The sequence below is a fragment of the Sphingobium sp. FG125 genome (genome assembly GCF_057809795.1).
The window spans coordinates 13,503-28,125 of the sequence record NZ_JBMDKQ010000005.1; the positions used below are offsets into that span (position 1 = coordinate 13,503).

General features: G+C 65.7%; 15 protein-coding genes. 3 read left to right on the forward strand and 12 right to left on the reverse strand.

The genetic code is table 11. The features are described 5' to 3' along the window. Positions 1 to 54: 54 nt before the first annotated feature. Both mnmE and ACODSR_RS06050 read right to left on the reverse strand, forming a co-directional pair. Positions 55 to 1,338 (reverse strand): tRNA uridine-5-carboxymethylaminomethyl(34) synthesis GTPase MnmE, encoded by a 1,284-nt coding sequence (gene mnmE, locus ACODSR_RS06045; protein WP_489074664.1) that lies wholly within the window; start codon positions 1,336 to 1,338, stop codon positions 55 to 57. Between the two features lie 17 nt (positions 1,339 to 1,355). Then, a complete protein-coding gene (locus ACODSR_RS06050; protein WP_217673969.1) occupies positions 1,356 to 1,604 on the reverse strand; it encodes a DUF6489 family protein in 249 nt (82 codons plus the stop codon). Positions 1,605 to 1,751: 147 nt separating this feature from the next. On the opposite strand from ACODSR_RS06050, the gene ACODSR_RS06055 reads away from it, so the two are divergent. After that, positions 1,752 to 2,450 carry a dienelactone hydrolase family protein gene (locus ACODSR_RS06055; RefSeq protein WP_489074666.1) on the forward strand — a complete coding sequence of 233 codons (699 nt, stop codon included), beginning with the start codon at positions 1,752 to 1,754 and terminating at the stop codon, positions 2,448 to 2,450. Further along, positions 2,450 to 3,418, forward strand: coding sequence for a quinone oxidoreductase family protein (locus ACODSR_RS06060; protein WP_489074668.1), 969 nt, complete (start codon positions 2,450 to 2,452; stop codon positions 3,416 to 3,418). The genes ACODSR_RS06055 and ACODSR_RS06060 overlap by 1 nt, the downstream gene beginning before the upstream one ends. Positions 3,419 to 3,611: 193 nt before the next feature. On the opposite strand, the gene ACODSR_RS06065 is transcribed toward ACODSR_RS06060, so the two are convergent. Genes ACODSR_RS06065 through rho form a run of 3 tightly spaced genes read right to left on the reverse strand, consistent with a single transcriptional unit; the run spans position 3,612 to position 5,891 of the window. Then, positions 3,612 to 4,334: a YjbE family putative metal transport protein gene (locus ACODSR_RS06065; RefSeq protein WP_489074670.1), complete on the reverse strand. Its 723-nt coding sequence runs from the start codon at positions 4,332 to 4,334 to the stop codon at positions 3,612 to 3,614. Further along, positions 4,331 to 4,621 carry an antibiotic biosynthesis monooxygenase family protein gene (locus ACODSR_RS06070; protein WP_489074672.1) on the reverse strand — a complete coding sequence of 97 codons (291 nt, stop codon included), beginning with the start codon at positions 4,619 to 4,621 and terminating at the stop codon, positions 4,331 to 4,333. Before ACODSR_RS06070 ends, ACODSR_RS06065 begins: the two co-directional genes overlap by 4 nt. Positions 4,622 to 4,634: 13 nt before the next feature. Continuing rightward, positions 4,635 to 5,891: a transcription termination factor Rho gene (gene rho / locus ACODSR_RS06075; protein WP_119743521.1), complete on the reverse strand. Its 1,257-nt coding sequence runs from the start codon at positions 5,889 to 5,891 to the stop codon at positions 4,635 to 4,637. Positions 5,892 to 6,189: 298 nt separating this feature from the next. Here rho and ACODSR_RS06080 point away from each other — a divergent pair, with 298 nt between their 5' ends. Further along, a complete protein-coding gene (locus tag ACODSR_RS06080) occupies positions 6,190 to 7,176 on the forward strand; it encodes an aspartyl protease family protein (RefSeq protein WP_489075003.1) in 987 nt (328 codons plus the stop codon). 112 nt (positions 7,177 to 7,288) lie between these two features. Here the strand turns inward: ACODSR_RS06080 and ACODSR_RS06085 are convergent, their stop codons facing one another. The 7 genes from ACODSR_RS06085 to lptE all read right to left on the reverse strand — a co-directional run bounded on the left by ACODSR_RS06085 (position 7,289) and on the right by lptE (position 14,562). Beyond that, positions 7,289 to 9,373, reverse strand: coding sequence for a transglycosylase domain-containing protein (locus ACODSR_RS06085; RefSeq protein WP_489074674.1), 2,085 nt, complete (start codon positions 9,371 to 9,373; stop codon positions 7,289 to 7,291). Positions 9,374 to 9,611: 238 nt separating this feature from the next. After that, positions 9,612 to 10,016, reverse strand: a complete 405-nt coding sequence (gene msrB / locus ACODSR_RS06090) for a peptide-methionine (R)-S-oxide reductase MsrB (protein WP_489074676.1) — start codon at positions 10,014 to 10,016, stop codon at positions 9,612 to 9,614. A gap of 31 nt (positions 10,017 to 10,047) precedes the next feature. Next, positions 10,048 to 11,118, reverse strand: coding sequence for an NAD(P)/FAD-dependent oxidoreductase (locus ACODSR_RS06095; protein ID WP_489074678.1), 1,071 nt, complete (start codon positions 11,116 to 11,118; stop codon positions 10,048 to 10,050). Then, positions 11,109 to 11,783 (reverse strand): methyltransferase domain-containing protein, encoded by a 675-nt coding sequence (locus tag ACODSR_RS06100; RefSeq protein ID WP_489074680.1) that lies wholly within the window; start codon positions 11,781 to 11,783, stop codon positions 11,109 to 11,111. The genes ACODSR_RS06095 and ACODSR_RS06100 overlap by 10 nt, the downstream gene beginning before the upstream one ends. Then, positions 11,780 to 12,862 (reverse strand): type III polyketide synthase, encoded by a 1,083-nt coding sequence (locus tag ACODSR_RS06105; RefSeq protein ID WP_489074682.1) that lies wholly within the window; start codon positions 12,860 to 12,862, stop codon positions 11,780 to 11,782. Before ACODSR_RS06105 ends, ACODSR_RS06100 begins: the two co-directional genes overlap by 4 nt. 174 nt (positions 12,863 to 13,036) lie before the next feature. Then, positions 13,037 to 14,062, reverse strand: coding sequence for a DNA polymerase III subunit delta (gene holA, locus ACODSR_RS06110; protein ID WP_489074684.1), 1,026 nt, complete (start codon positions 14,060 to 14,062; stop codon positions 13,037 to 13,039). Then, positions 14,059 to 14,562, reverse strand: coding sequence for an LPS assembly lipoprotein LptE (gene lptE, locus ACODSR_RS06115; protein WP_489074686.1), 504 nt, complete (start codon positions 14,560 to 14,562; stop codon positions 14,059 to 14,061). Before lptE ends, holA begins: the two co-directional genes overlap by 4 nt. Between the last annotated feature and the right edge of the window lie 61 nt (positions 14,563 to 14,623).

The following is a 14,623-nucleotide window of genomic DNA, read 5'->3' on the forward strand; positions in this document are numbered from 1 at the left end:
CCCTTATCAGAAAGGCGCGGCGGGGGCAAAAGCGTTCCACGTGGAACATGCGGCTCATTTGCCGATGCAGAATCCTGCGAACAGGCGATCGAGCATATCCTCCGTCCCTGCCTGTCCGGTCAGCGTATCAATCTCCCGCCGCGCCTGCCGCAGTTCCTCGGCAAGGATCAGCAGGTCGCGCGCACTGGCAGCGGAATCGAGAAAGGCTGCAATATGTCCGACTCGCTGTCGCTGTCGATCGTGCAGCGCATAGTCGCCCTCGCCCGGCAGCAGCTTTGCCGCACGATCGAGCAGCAGCGCGACCAGTGCGTCCATCCCTTCGCCGGTGCGGGCGGACAGGCGGAGGCCGGGACGATCCCCCTCCCCGTCCCGGTCGCATTGCGCCGCGATCAGCAGTGCATCCTCGCGCGGCGCGTCAGCCGCGTCACCCAGCCACAGGATGATGTCCGCCGCCGCCAGCGCCGATCGCGCCCGGTCGATGCCGATCGCCTCGATCGCGTCACCAGTCTCGTCGCGTAGCCCCGCCGTGTCGGTGAAAAGGAAGGCGACCCCGCCAATCGCCGCTGGCACCTCGATCCGGTCGCGGGTAGTCCCCGCGATGTCAGAAACGATCGCCGCATCACGCCCGACCAGCGCATTGAGCAATGTCGACTTGCCCGCATTGGGCGGCCCGGCCAGCACCACCCGCACCCCATCCCGCAGACGTTCCGCCGATGGCGCGGCCAGCACCGTCGTTACGTCGCGCGCCAGCGCTGCGATGCCCTCGCCGATCCGCGCCTCGATCGCCGCATCAGGGACATCGTCCTCGTCGGAAAAATCGAGTGCGGCTTCGGCCATCGCCGACAGGTCGAGCAGGGTCGCGCGCCATCCCTCGATCCGGCGGGAGAAATGTCCCTCTGCCATCATCAGCGCGGCGCGGCGTTGCTGTTGGGTTTCGGCGGCGAGGAGATCGGCCAGCCCTTCAACGGCGTTCAGGTCCATCCGGCCATTGGCAAAGGCGCGGCGGGTAAATTCGCCCGCTTGCGCCCGACGCAGTCCCGGCATCGCGGCTAGCGCTGCTTCCACTGCCGCCACTACAGCGCGACCGCCATGGCAGTGCAGTTCGACCAGATCCTCGCCTGTCACGGTCGCGGGGCCGGGCAACCACAGCGTCAGCGCGCGATCGAGCGGCGCATCGTCCTGCGGATCGATGAGCAGCGCCAGGCTGGCGGTGCGCGGCGGCGGCACGCGGCGGGCGAGTGTCTCCAGCGCGGCGCGGGCGGCAGGACCGCTCACCCGGATCACCGCAATCCCTGCGGGCGGCGCGCCGCTCGACAGGGCGAAAATCGTGTCGGTCACGGTGTAAGCGGCGCGACCTATTTCTTCTCGGTGCCGGACATGCCCGACAGGCCGATATTCATCATCTGCTGGAACAGCCGCACCCCCGCGTCACCCATGGGGGAGAAGCTTTTGAACAGGGTTTCCATCTGTTCGATATTGCCGACGCCTTCAAACCCCTCCAGCATCGTCTTGATATATTTGTCGTGAATCGGGGTTACATCGGGCAGGCCCAGAAAGGCACGGGCTTCGGCCGGGCTGCAATCCACATCGACGGTGACCTTCATGTTCCAAGCCCTTCCAGCGCGGAAAATTCCGTTGCGCCCGTCATGCCGCAAATGGGGCGGTCATGGCAAATTTTTTGGATGACGCGCCCGTTGCGCTGCCCTGCGAACAGGCCAATATGGGCTGCACAATAGTTGGAAGGGATTCCCATGGCAGGCTTTATTTCCGTCCCGACGCTGGAAGGCGACGACGCATTCGACGCCTATGTGGCCAAGCCGGCAGAGGATGCCACCGCCGCGATCATCGTCATCCAGGAAATTTTCGGCGTGAATGAAGGCATCCGCCGCAAATGCGACAGTTGGGCCAAGGCCGGCTATGTCGCCTATGCGCCCGACCTGTTCTGGCGCGAAAAGCCGCATGTCGAACTGGACGCCGACGTGCCAGAGGATTTCCAGGCGGCGCTCGGTCATATGCAGAAGCTCAATCAGGATCAGGCGATCCGCGACATCGAAGCGACGATCCGGGCGGCGCGCGCAGCCGTGGGCGGCGGCAAGGTCGGGCTGGTCGGCTATTGTCTGGGCGGGCGGCTGGCGTTCATGGCGGCGTGCCGGACGGATGGCGATGCGTTCGTGGCTTATTATGGCGTGGGCATCGACGGGCTGCTGGGCGAGCAACATGCGATCGGCAAGCCGACCCTGCTGCATATCCCGACCAACGACGGGTTCGTTCCCGCCGAAGCACAGGCGGCGATGCATGCCGGGCTGGACGATAATCGCCACCTGACCCTGCACGACTATGAGGGACTCGATCATGGCTTCGCCGCCGAAATGGGCAATCGCAGGGATGAGCAGGCGGCGCAACTGGCGGACAAACGCACCGCCGATTTCTTTGCCGAGCATCTCGCCTGATGAGCAGCGCGTGGCGCATGGTCGCCCGCAACCATGGCGGGCCGGAGGTGATCGCGCGGGAGGATTTCGATCCCGGCGCACCGGGTGAAGGCGAATTGCTGGTCGCGCAGGACGCGGTCGGCCTCAATTTCATCGACACCTATTATCGCACCGGCCTCTATCCCGCGCCGCTGCCTGTCCCTTTGGGGTCGGAGGGTGCGGGGCAGGTCGTGGCGGTGGGCGCAGGCGTCAGCGACTTTGCCTTGGGCGACCGGGTCGGTTGCGCCAGCGGGCTGGGTGCCTATGCCAGCCACCGCATCATCGCCGCCGACAAGGCGGTGAAAATCCCCGATGGCGTATCGAACGAGGATGCCGCCGCGATGATGCTCAAGGGCATGACCGCCTGCTATTTGGCCGAGGATATGATCAGGCTCGAACCCGGACAGGTCGCACTGGTCCATGCCGCGGCTGGCGGGGTCGGATCGGTGCTGGTGCCATGGCTGCGCGACAAGGGCATCATCGTCATCGCCCATTGCGGATCGGCGGAAAAAGCGGCGCTGGTCGATGCCGACCATAGCCTGCACGGACCGTTCGATGGCCTGGCCACAACCGTGCGCGATCTGACCGGGGGCAAGGGCGTCGATGTCGTCTATGATGGCGTGGGCAAGGATAGCTGGGCGGCCTCGCTTGCCAGCCTCAAACGACGCGGGCTGTTGGTCAGCTATGGCAATGCGTCGGGCGCGGTGCCGCCGGTCAGGCTGCTGGAGTTGAGCAGGGGCGGATCGCTCTATGTCACCCGCCCTACCCTGTTCGACTATATCGCAACGCCGCAAGAGCTGGCCCATACCGCCGAGCGGCTGTTCGACCGGATGCAACGCGGCGTGGTGAAAGCGATAATCGGCCAGCGTTTCGCGCTGAGCGAGGCAGCAGAGGCGCACCGCGCGCTGGAGGCGAGAGAGACGACTGGGGCGACGGTGTTGGTGGTGTGATCCCGAAAATCCTCCCCTTGCAGGGGAGGTGTCTGGCGCAGCCAGACGGAGGGGTGTCGCCCTATCGTTAGCGCGACACCCCTCCGTCAGGGCTTCGCCCTGCCACCTCCCCCACAGGGGGAGGAATGAACAAAAAAGGGGGCGGAACCTGTTTGGTTCCGCCCCCTTTTCGTCGCGTCGCTACGTTCGGCCTTCAGCCGAACAGCGTCAAAATCCCGACCTGATGATCGACAAAGCCGTCATAGATCATCTTGACCGCGACATAGACGATGACGGCGAGGCCCAGATAGGCGATCCAGCGGAAGCGTTCGATATACTTCGCGATGATGTTCGCGGCGATGCCCATCAGCGCGACCGACAGGATCAGCCCGATGATCAGGATGCCGGGATGGTCCTTTGCCGCGCCCGCGACTGCCAGCACATTGTCCAGGCTCATGCTGACGTCGGCAACGGCCACGGCCCAGGCAGCCGCAGCAAAGCTCTTGGCCGGACGCAGCCCCGATATATCATCGTCGCTGGTGTCGCCCGGCGTATCCCCGCCCCGCTTGGGGTGAAGTTCCCGCCACATTTTGAAGCTGACCCACAGCAGCAGCAGGCCACCGGCCAGGATCAGGCCGACAATCTGCATCAGTTGGCTGACCACCAGCGCGAAGCCGATGCGCAGCACCAGCGCGGCGATAATCCCGATCAGGATCACCTTCTTGCGCTGGGCGGCGGGCAGGCCAGCGGCCAGAGCGCCGACAACAATGGCATTGTCGCCCGCCAGCAAAATGTCGATCATCAGCACCTGACCAAAGGCGGCCAGCGCGCTGGGCGATGTTATATTGCTGAAATCATGGACGATATGCCCCCAGATGTCGGCGGGCGAACCCAGACCCTGAGCGGCAGCAGCGGCGTTGGTGAGAAGGTCGATCAAAGTGGGTCTCCGAAATAGCGGACCTGCGGCATCGGATCATAAAATCCATGAAGCAGCGCACGCCATTGCTGATAGCGATCCGAAAGCCGAAATCCATCCCTGTGATCGGCAACCGTTTCCCATTGCACAAGCAACAGGTAGCAGCCGGGTTCCTCCAATGCAGGTCGTACCTGCAAATCAATGAAACCGGGGGATACGGCGATAAGCGGTCTGGCCTTGACCATGGCCTGTCGAAAGGCATCATCCTGTCCGGGCCGGACCTGAAGCAATGCCTGTTCGACAACCACGGCGCAGTCCCGCTTACTGGTTCATCGAATCGAAGAAATCTTCGTTGGTCTTGCTGTCCTTCATCTTGTCCAGCAGGAACTCCATCGCGTCGATCGTGCCCATCTGCATCAGGATGCGGCGCAGCACCCACATCTTGCTCAGCTTGGCCTTGTCGACCAGCAATTCTTCCTTGCGGGTGCCGGACTTGCCGACATCCAGCGCCGGGAAGATGCGCTTGTCCGCAACCTTGCGGTCCAGCACGATTTCCGAGTTGCCGGTGCCCTTGAACTCTTCGAAGATGACTTCGTCCATGCGGCTGCCGGTGTCGATCAGGGCGGTGGCGATGATCGAGAGCGAACCGCCCTCCTCGATATTGCGCGCCGCGCCGAAGAAGCGCTTGGGCCGCTGGAGCGCATTGGCGTCGACACCGCCGGTCAGCACCTTGCCCGACGAAGGGACAACGGTGTTGTAGGCGCGACCGAGGCGGGTGATCGAATCGAGCAGGATGACGACATCCTTCTTGTGCTCGACCAGGCGCTTGGCCTTTTCGATCACCATTTCGGCGACCTGGACGTGGCGGGTGGCGGGCTCGTCGAAGGTGGAGGAGACGACCTCCCCCTTCACGCTGCGCTGCATATCGGTGACTTCTTCCGGGCGTTCGTCGATCAGCAGCACGATCAGGAACACTTCGGGATGATTGTCGGTGATGGCCTTGGCGATGTTTTGCAACATCACCGTCTTGCCGACGCGCGGCGGCGCGACGATCAGCGTGCGCTGGCCCTTGCCCTGAGGCGACACGATGTCGATGACGCGCGCCGACTTGTCCTTCTGGGTCGGATCATAGGGGTCGAGCGTCAACTTCGATTCGGGATAGAGCGGCGTCAGATTGTCGAAATTGACGCGATGGCGGACCACATCGGGATCGTCGAAATTGACGGTGTTGAGCTTGACGAGGGCAAAATAGCGCTCGCCATCCTTGGGCGCGCGGATTTCGCCGTCCACCGTATCACCGGTGCGCAGGCCGAAGCGGCGCACCTGATTGGGCGAGACATAGATGTCGTCAGGACCGGCCAGGAAATTGGCTTCCGGGCTGCGCAGGAAGCCGAAGCCGTCGGGCAGCACCTCGATCGTGCCTTCGCCCATGATCTGCTCACCATTCTCCGCCTCGGCCTTGAGGATCGCGAACATCAGATCCTGTTTGCGCAGGGTCGACGCGCCCTCGACGCCCAGTTCCTCTGCCATAGTGACGAGGTCGGCGGGCGCGGTTTTCTTGAGGTCCTTGAGATGCATTGCGAGTCGGTCCGATGACGAGAGGAGAATAGCGCCGGAAACGGCGGGACACAGGCGCGCAGGACGCCGCCAGACGCCTGCCCAGGACAGGCAGGGTCGATAGTGGGCGCATTTAGCGAAGCGGGCCGGTCCAAGTCAAGGCAGGACTGTGCGCGGGACAAGGGAAAATGGCGGCGCAGCGTCGATTCGGGTTAAGGGGTGTCACTGGTGCGACCACCCGGATTCATGCTATAGTCGTGCGATAAAATCGGGAAAGGATGCGGCAATGGGACGGCACCGGCTCATAGGGTCTGGGGCCATAGGGCTGACGGCGCTGGCCGTCGGCCTGGCAGCGATGGGCCTAATTACCGCCGGACTGCCGCTGGCCGCGCAGGATATCTCCGCGCTCGACCCGGCCATTCCGCCCGCCATCGTCCGCACCGCCCCCTCGCCCGACGAGCGGGTGACGATCCCCATCCATATCGATGGCAAGGGACCGTGGAACTTCATCATCGACACCGGATCGCAGCGCACGGTCATCGCCCGCCATCTGGCCGAGCAACTGGCGCTGTCCCCCCGCGCCAATGTGACGATATTGAGCATGACCGGCCGGTCGGAGGCGGGGACCGTCGCGGTGCCGAAGCTGGGCTTTGGCGGCGGGACAGTCGACGATATCGAGGCGCCGGTGCTGGAGGGCGAACATCTGGGTGCCCCCGGCCTGCTGGGGCTGGACAGCCTGCACGCCAAGCGGCTGCTGCTCAATTTCCGCACCGGACGGATGGAGATCAGCGCCAGCGGATCGCGCCGCCGCGTGGCGATCGACCCCGACGCGATCGTCGTGGAGGCGCGGCGACGGCGCGGTCAGCTGATCCTGCTCGATTCCGAGGTGAACGGCATGAAGGTCGCGGTCATGCTGGACACTGGCAGCCATTTCAGCATCGGCAATCTGGCGCTGCGCGACCGGCTGATTGCCAAAAAGCGCGCGCCGGACATGGCTGAAGCGGTCCTGACCAGCGTGACCGGCGGGCAGCTGACCGGGCAGGTGGGGCGGATCAAATCGGTGCGGATGGGACGGGTCAACCTGACCCAGGTGCCGGTGCTGTTCGCCGAAGCAAGCCCCTTTGCCGAACTGGGGATGAAGGACAAGCCCGCGCTGCTGCTGGGGATCAGCGCGCTGCGCATCTTCGACAAGGTGGCAATCGACTTTGGCCGGGGCAAGGTGGATTTCCTGCTGCCTGACGCCAGTGCGATCAGCCAGACAAGGCTGGCAGAGGTGGTGCCGCCGGATAAAATACCCGTTCAATAATCAGAGCGAGACAGACCGAACTACCGTTCGTTTCGAGCGAAGTCGAGAAACGTGGCGCACAGGTTTCTCGACTTCGCTCGAAACGAACGGATCAAGGTGAAGCGCGCACGCCCTAAGGACTAGGCGCTGGCCGCGCGGGCGGCTGGCGCGGCCGGTCGCGGCCCAGCACATTGTCGATCCATTGCTGGTCGATCCGCTGCGACGACAGCCGATCCTGAGGGTCGACCTCCAAATCCTGATCATCGCGCGGGTCCGGGGCGGGCGGGCGGGCGCGCTCGATTGGCAGGCCATTCTCGTCCACCATCATGCCGCTGTCGGCACCATTATCCGGGCTGCCATAATAGGCTTCGGCGTCCGGTTCCAATTGCCATTCGGGCAGGGTCACTTCGGTCTCGAACGGTTCAACCGGGCGTTTGGCGACCGCCACCTTCATATAGTCGGCAAAGGCACGGGCTGGCGCACGGCCACCCTGCAACACGCCGACCGCGCGCGCATCATCGCGACCCATCCACACGCCGGTGGTGACGCCGCTGGAGAAGCCGAGGAACCAGCCATCCTTGTTGCTGCTGGTCGTGCCGGTCTTGCCCGCCACGGGCCGTCCGATCTGCGCCGCCTTGCCGGTGCCGGTGGACACGGCGGTCTGCATCAGGTCTGTCATCCCCGCCGCGACCCAGGGGGCGACCAGCACGCGGCTGGTATCATCCTGATGCTCGTAGAGGGTGCGCCCGTCCGCGGTCGTAACCTTGGTGATGCCATAGGGCGTCACCGCAATCCCCTTGCGTGCGATCGAGGCGAAGGCGCGGGTCATGTCGATCAGCCGCACGTCCGACGTGCCCAGCACCATGGAGGGATGGGTGTTGATCGGCGTCGTCACGCCAAAGCGGCGCGCCATGTCGGCGACGGTCGGAAAGCCGACCTCCACGCCCAGCTTGGCCGCGACCGTGTTGATCGAATAGGCAAAGGCCGTGCGGATGTCGATGTCGCCGGAAAAGCGGCCCGAACTGTTGCGCGGCTTCCACCCGTTAATGTCGACCGGCTCGTCGGTGACCCCGGTGTCGGGCGTATAGCCCGCCTCCAGCGCCGCCATATAGACAAAGATCTTCCACGCCGATCCGGGCTGGCGCGTCGCGGTGGTCGCGCGATTATAGTTGGACGTCACATAATCGAGACCCCCGACCATCGCCCGCACCGCGCCATCGCGGTCGAGGCTGACCAGCGCGCCCTGCGTCCCCGCAGGCACATTGGCCTGGATCGCCGCGGTCGCGGCCTTCTGCATGCCAAGGTCGATGGTGGTATAGACGTCGAGCGGCTCGTTCGGCTCGTCGATCAGCACGTCGAGCTGGGGCAGCGCCCAGTCGGTGAAGTAGCGCACGCTGTTCTGCGGTGGTTCGGGGGCCAGCTTGACCCCCTCTATGTCGGCCGCCGCCCGCTCCGACGCGCTGATGACGCCATTGTCGCGCATCAGGTCCAGCACCACGCCCGCACGACCGATCGCGGCATCCGCGTCTGCGGTGGGCGAGTAGCTGGACGGCGCCTTGACCAGGCCTGCGATAATCGCGGCTTCGGGCAGATCCAGCGTGGTGGCGGGATGGCCGAAAAATTTGCGGCTGGCGGCATCGATGCCATAGGCGCCGCCGCCGAAATAGACTTTGTTCAGATAGAGTTCGAGAATCTGGCGCTTGGAGAATTTGCGCTCCAGCGCCATCGCCAGCACCATTTCCCGCACCTTGCGGCCCCAGCTATAGCTGTTGTTGAGGAAAATGTTGCGCGTCACCTGCTGGGTGATGGTGGACGCCCCCTGCCAGCGGCGACCCTTGCCGCGATTTTCCACCGCAACCCAGGCGGCGCGCGCCATGCCGATCGGGTCGACACCGGGGTGGAGGTAGAAACGCTTGTCCTCGGTCGAGATCATGGCGTCGACCATGACCTTGGGAATCTGGTCATAATCCATCCAGCGCCCGAAGCTTGGCCCCAGCGATACGATGACGCTGCCATCGGCGGCGTGGACGCGGATCATCTGGCCATTGGGGGAGGATTTGAGGCTGTTATAATCGGGCAGAGACTGCATCGCGATGACGACGGCGATCACCACCGCCAGCAGCCCGGCGACCCCGGCCGCGACGCTGATCTTCAGGCCGCGAACCAGCCATCGCTTCGCCTTGCCCGGCGTACCCTTGCTCTTGCCTGATCCTGCCATCTGTGCGCCCCGGATACCCGCTAATCCCGGCCCCGGCCAGCGCGTTTCATGCGCCCTGCCCGGAAAATTGCCGTGACCGTCTCCATGACGATCACCGCTTTACATGGCATGAACGGTTATTCTTTGAAAATGCGCGGAAGAGCGCATTTTGTGCCGCACCAGCCCGCACCCCCACCCGGCCACCCCACGATAGTAGCCTATGGGTGGCCGGGTGGGGGTGCGGGCTGGTGCCGAACGACTATGCGTCAGCGTCGCGCGGCTTGAAGTCGAGCGAGGCGCTGTTCATGCAATAGCGCAGGCCGTTGACGCCCGGACCATCGGGGAACACATGGCCCAGATGGCCTTCGCAGGTGGCGCAGCGCACTTCGGTGCGGATCATGCCATGGCTGGCGTCGCGAATTTCCTCAACCGCGTCGATGTCCACCGGCGCAGTGAAACTGGGCCAGCCCGACCCGCTGTCATATTTCTCGTCAGCGTCGAACAGTTCCACGCCGCAGCCCGCGCAATAATAGACGCCGTCGGCCTTGTTGCTGTTGAGTTTGCCGGTAAAGGCCCGCTCGGTCCCGCCTTCGCGCAGCACATGATAGCGTTCGGGAGAAAGGCGGTCGCGCCATTCGGCGTCGGTCAGGTTGAGCTTGTCCATGGCCGCAATATGGGCGCAGGCAGCGCGCCGATCAAGCGCCTGCGATACGGGTGAGGCGCATGGCGAGGCGCGCCGCGCCGGGCGTCGCCGCCAGCAGGCGGAGCAGCCCCGGCCTGCGCCCCAACGCCCGAAATCCGGCCGCCGCGCGCAGCGGCAGCATCGCCCGGCGGGCAAAATCGCGCTGATATCGCGCCGCGCCCTCACGCCCCGCCTCCTGCCACTGCGCCACCGCCGCCTCTGCACTGGCCAGCGCGATGCCGATCCCCTCCCCGGCCAGCGACGGAATCACCGCCGCCTGATCGCCCAGCCGGTAGAGACCGGGCCAACCCGTCGTCGCGCGCCAGCCATAGGGGACGTCGCCAATCGCATCGACAGGCGCGTTGGCGGAAACGTCACCCAGCCGGTCGGCCAATGCCGGGGACTGATCGGCCAGCTGCGCGATCAGCGCCATCGGACGCCCGCCTGCCGCTGCCAAGGCGCTCTTGCGCACCGCCATACACAGATTGGCGCTGCCATCCTCCTGCAACAGCAGGCCGACATAGCCGCCGTCGACCCAGTGAAGTTCGATCCGGCCACCAATCAGCCGATGCCGCGTAGCACCGGGCGGCAGACGAAGACGAAGGCCCAGTTCCGGGTCCGCACCGCCATGGGGCCGCGCCGCGCCGCGCAGGTCATGCTTGCCGGTGGCCAGGAACAGGCTCTTCCAGTCGATCGTTTGGCCATCATCCATGGTGATGGTGGTGGGCGACAGCGTCCGCACCGCATGACCCAGCCGGAACGTCGCCCCCGCATCCTGCGCAGCGGCGCGCAACAGCGTATCTAGCCGGTGGCGCGACAGGCCCATGCCCGGCGCGGGGAGCGGCAGGACGATCTCCTGCCCGCCCGCAAACAGCGCCAGCGTGTCGATCCTGTGGCCACCCAGCGCTGCCGGCTCAATCCCCAGCGCCTCAATCTGCGCGACCGTCGCCCAACTGAGGAATCCGCCGCACAGCGCATCGCCCGGCACAAGCTGCCGGTCGATCAGCACCGGCGCTGCCCCTGCCCGCGCCAGCCGCATCGCCGCCGCTGCGCCAGCCGGGCCTGCGCCGACGATTATCGGCACCGGGACACGCACAGCCGGAACGGAAAGACACGCTTGACCTGCGCATCGCGGATATGCGCCGCGGCCAGCATCGCCCGCCATTCGTCCGCCACGAAGCTGCGCGCGATCGAGAGTTGCCCGTCCTGCCGCACGATCGAATGGACCCGCAGCAGCCGGGCCAGCAACGGATAGCCGCGATACGCAAAGCCATGGCGGTGCAGGTCGTTGACGAACCAGCCCATGCGCGCCTGATCCTCCATGAAGCGCAGGAACGCCAACCGCTCCGCATCGTCCATATGGTGCGTCACCAGACTGGAAATAATGATGTCCCATGGTTCATCCGCCAACGCCGCGTAGTCCCCCGTGCGATAGTCGATCGCCATGGCGGGGTCGGTGCGCGCCTGCGCCACGGCCTCGCTCCGCGCATTGAGGTCGATGCCCACCAGTTCGCAGGCCATGCCGCGCCGTTTCGCCCAGCGCGCCACCTGCCGCAGCATCCCGCCATCGCCATAACCAACGTCGAGCAACCGGAACGGCCCGGTCACCGCGCGATCCAGAAAAGCCAGCGTCGGCCGCGCCGCCAGCGTCACCCGGTTGACCCGGTCGAGATCGGCCAGCACCCGCGCATAGATATCGGCAGGCAGGTCCTCCGCGTCCATCTGCTCCTCTGCCAGCGATCGCTTCATGGCACGTCGCTGCGAAAGGTCAGCCCCTCCGCCGCCAGACCCGGCCCGAAGGCGAGCGCAATCCCCTGCCCGGTCTCGTACCCCGCCAATATCCGCGCCAGCACGAACATCAAAGTCGCCGACGACATATTGCCAAAGGCGCGCAGCACCGCGCGGCTATGGTCCAGCGCATCGGGGGGCAGATCCAGCGCACGCGCCACCGCGTCGAGGATGGAGCGCCCCCCGGCATGGACCGCCCACAGATCGACGCTTTCCGCTGGAACCGGCAGGGTCACCGTCCCCGCCAGCGCCTGCGCGATCGCGCCCGGCACTTCGCCCGACAAATGCATCGCAAATCCATGATCGCCCAGATCCCAGCGAATGAGGCCCGCCGTATCCGGCACGGTCATGGCAAAGGGCTGGCCGAGCGCAATGCCCCCCGGCCCGCCGCTGACCAAGGCCGCCGCCGCGCCATCGCCAAATTGCAGCATCGCCAGCAACGGCTCGACCCGCGCATCGTCCTGCAAGTGCAGGCTGCTCAGTTCCACACATATCACCAGCACCCGCGCGCCCGGTTCCGACCGCACGATGTGGCGGGCGGATCGCAACGCGACGATCGCGGCATAGCAGCCCATATAGCCGACCATCAGCCGCTCGACCGAAGGGCTTAGCCCCAGCAACGTGATCAGCCGCTGGTCGATCCCCGGCGCGGTAAAGCCCGTGCAACTGGCCACCACCAGATGGGTGATGCCCTCGATCGCAACCTGCTGCCCCAGCGCCGCCACCGCGCGCGCGGCCAGTATCGGCGCTTCGTCGGCATAGATGGCCATGCGCTGCGCCGTGGTCGGCCATTGCGCGGCGTAAAAACCGTCCTGCGCCGTTGGCGACTCGATCACCGACCAGCGATGCTCGATCCCGCTGCGCTGTGCCATGCGTGTGAACAGCGCCCGCTCTCGCCGGTCGGTGATGCGCGCACCGGCCCAGTCGATAAAGGCCGGGTGGACGTCAGTCATGGGAACAGCGGTGCCGATGGCGTGGATGGTGGCGGTGGACGAAATAATGCGCTGCCTTTGTTGCGCGCTGGCGCGGTGGCCGGTCATGCCATCCGTGTCGCGACCTGTTTTTAGAATATGATCACTTCAGGGCAAAACCCAACTCACCGTTCGTTTCGAGCGAAGTCGAGAAACGTACCGCGCAGGTTTCTCGACTTCGCTCGAAACGAACGGATCATGGTGCAGTCATCACCTTCCAGCCGTCAAAGCGCCTGTCGCCGCCTATCGTTCCCGCGCCGCCTGCCGCGCGATCGTCAACAATTCGTGCCGCACCAGCAGGTCGCCGGTCCCCCGGCCCGATCGTGTGGCGCGTTCGGCCTGCGCCAGTCGCGCGATGACGCGGGCGATACCGGTCGCGTCCCACAGCCGCACCTGCCGCGTCACCACGCCCTTTTCCTTCCAGAACACCGCCTTGCCCGCCGCCTCGACCGCGCCCTCCAGCCGTCCGCTACTGTCGAAATCGGCGCGGATATTGGCCAGCAGCATCGCGCGGGTCAGCAGCGGGCGGATGACCGACGCCATGCTGGCGCCAACCTCCGACAGGCTGGTCAATTCACGGTGCATGGCCTTAAGGTCACCGCCCAGCACGGCGTTGACCAAAGGCGCAACCTCCGTATCGGGATTGTCGGCCGACAGCGCATCCAGCGCCTCCGCCGTCGCTTCGCGCGGACGGTCGGGCGCGGCGTCGAGATAGAGGATCAGCTTTTCGACCTCACCGCTCATCAACGCCCGGTCGCCATTGGCCAGATCGACGATCCGCCGCGCCAGTTCGGTCGACAGCCGCAGCCCGCCTTCGCGCGCGATGCCGATGGCAATCTGCTCCGACTCGCGCGCATCGGGCTGGTAGGAGACGAAGGCCAGCGTCGCCTTGTGATCCAGCGCCAGCTTGAGCAGCTTCGACGTCGCTTTCAGCGCGCCCGCCACCGCGATGACGGGATTGCCCGCCGCTTCGGCCTCCAGCAGCGCGGTCAGCGCGGGCAGCGATTCCTCGCCCATGCCATGGACGCGGATCCAGCGCTTGTCGCCGAACATGGAAAAGGACGCGGCTTCATCGGACAGGCGCGCCGGATCATCGCGCAGGGTCGATCCGTCCAGGTCCACACGCTCCGCCCCCGGTCCCATCGCCCGCTCCAGCCGCCGGACCAGCGCCTGGCTGGCCGCTTCGTCCGGGCCATAGAGCAGGATGAAGCGCAGCCCCGCCGATGGCGCGTCGAGCGCCTTTTCGATCTGGCCGCGATTGGCCTTCAAGGGGTGCGGTCCCGGCTGGCATAGAGGGCAAGCCGCGCGACGATCTGGTCCGCCACCGTCTGCGACAAGCGTTCGAGCGCCGTATCTTCCGCCGCGATCGTCGCAAATTCGCTGGAGGTGACATCGATGCCCGCGTCCGACCCGGCGCTGTCGTCCAGCAATTGCGCGCCCGTTGCCTCATCCACCAGTTGGTAGCGCGCCCGCAAGGTGCGGCGTTCGCGGGTAACGGCAGCGTCGGACCGCAGGCCGAAACCGGTGATCTGGTCGTCCAGCTTGACGACGAGCTTGTAGCGTGGCCCGGCGCCACCGCTCTGCATCGCGGCCAGCCGGTCGTTGAGGGCATTGCGCATCAGCCAGCCATTCTTGCCGGCAATCGGCTGCACCTCCACATGGCCAAGCGCCTGCGCCACCGCGCCATTCGCGCCCCCGCCATAGACCGGGCGCAGGCCACAGGCGGTGAGCAGGAGCGGGACGGCGAGGAGGGGGATGATGCGCTTCATGACCTGAACCCTTATCCGTTCGGGCTGAGCTTGTCGAAGCCCTTTGCTGAGCGGAGCGAAG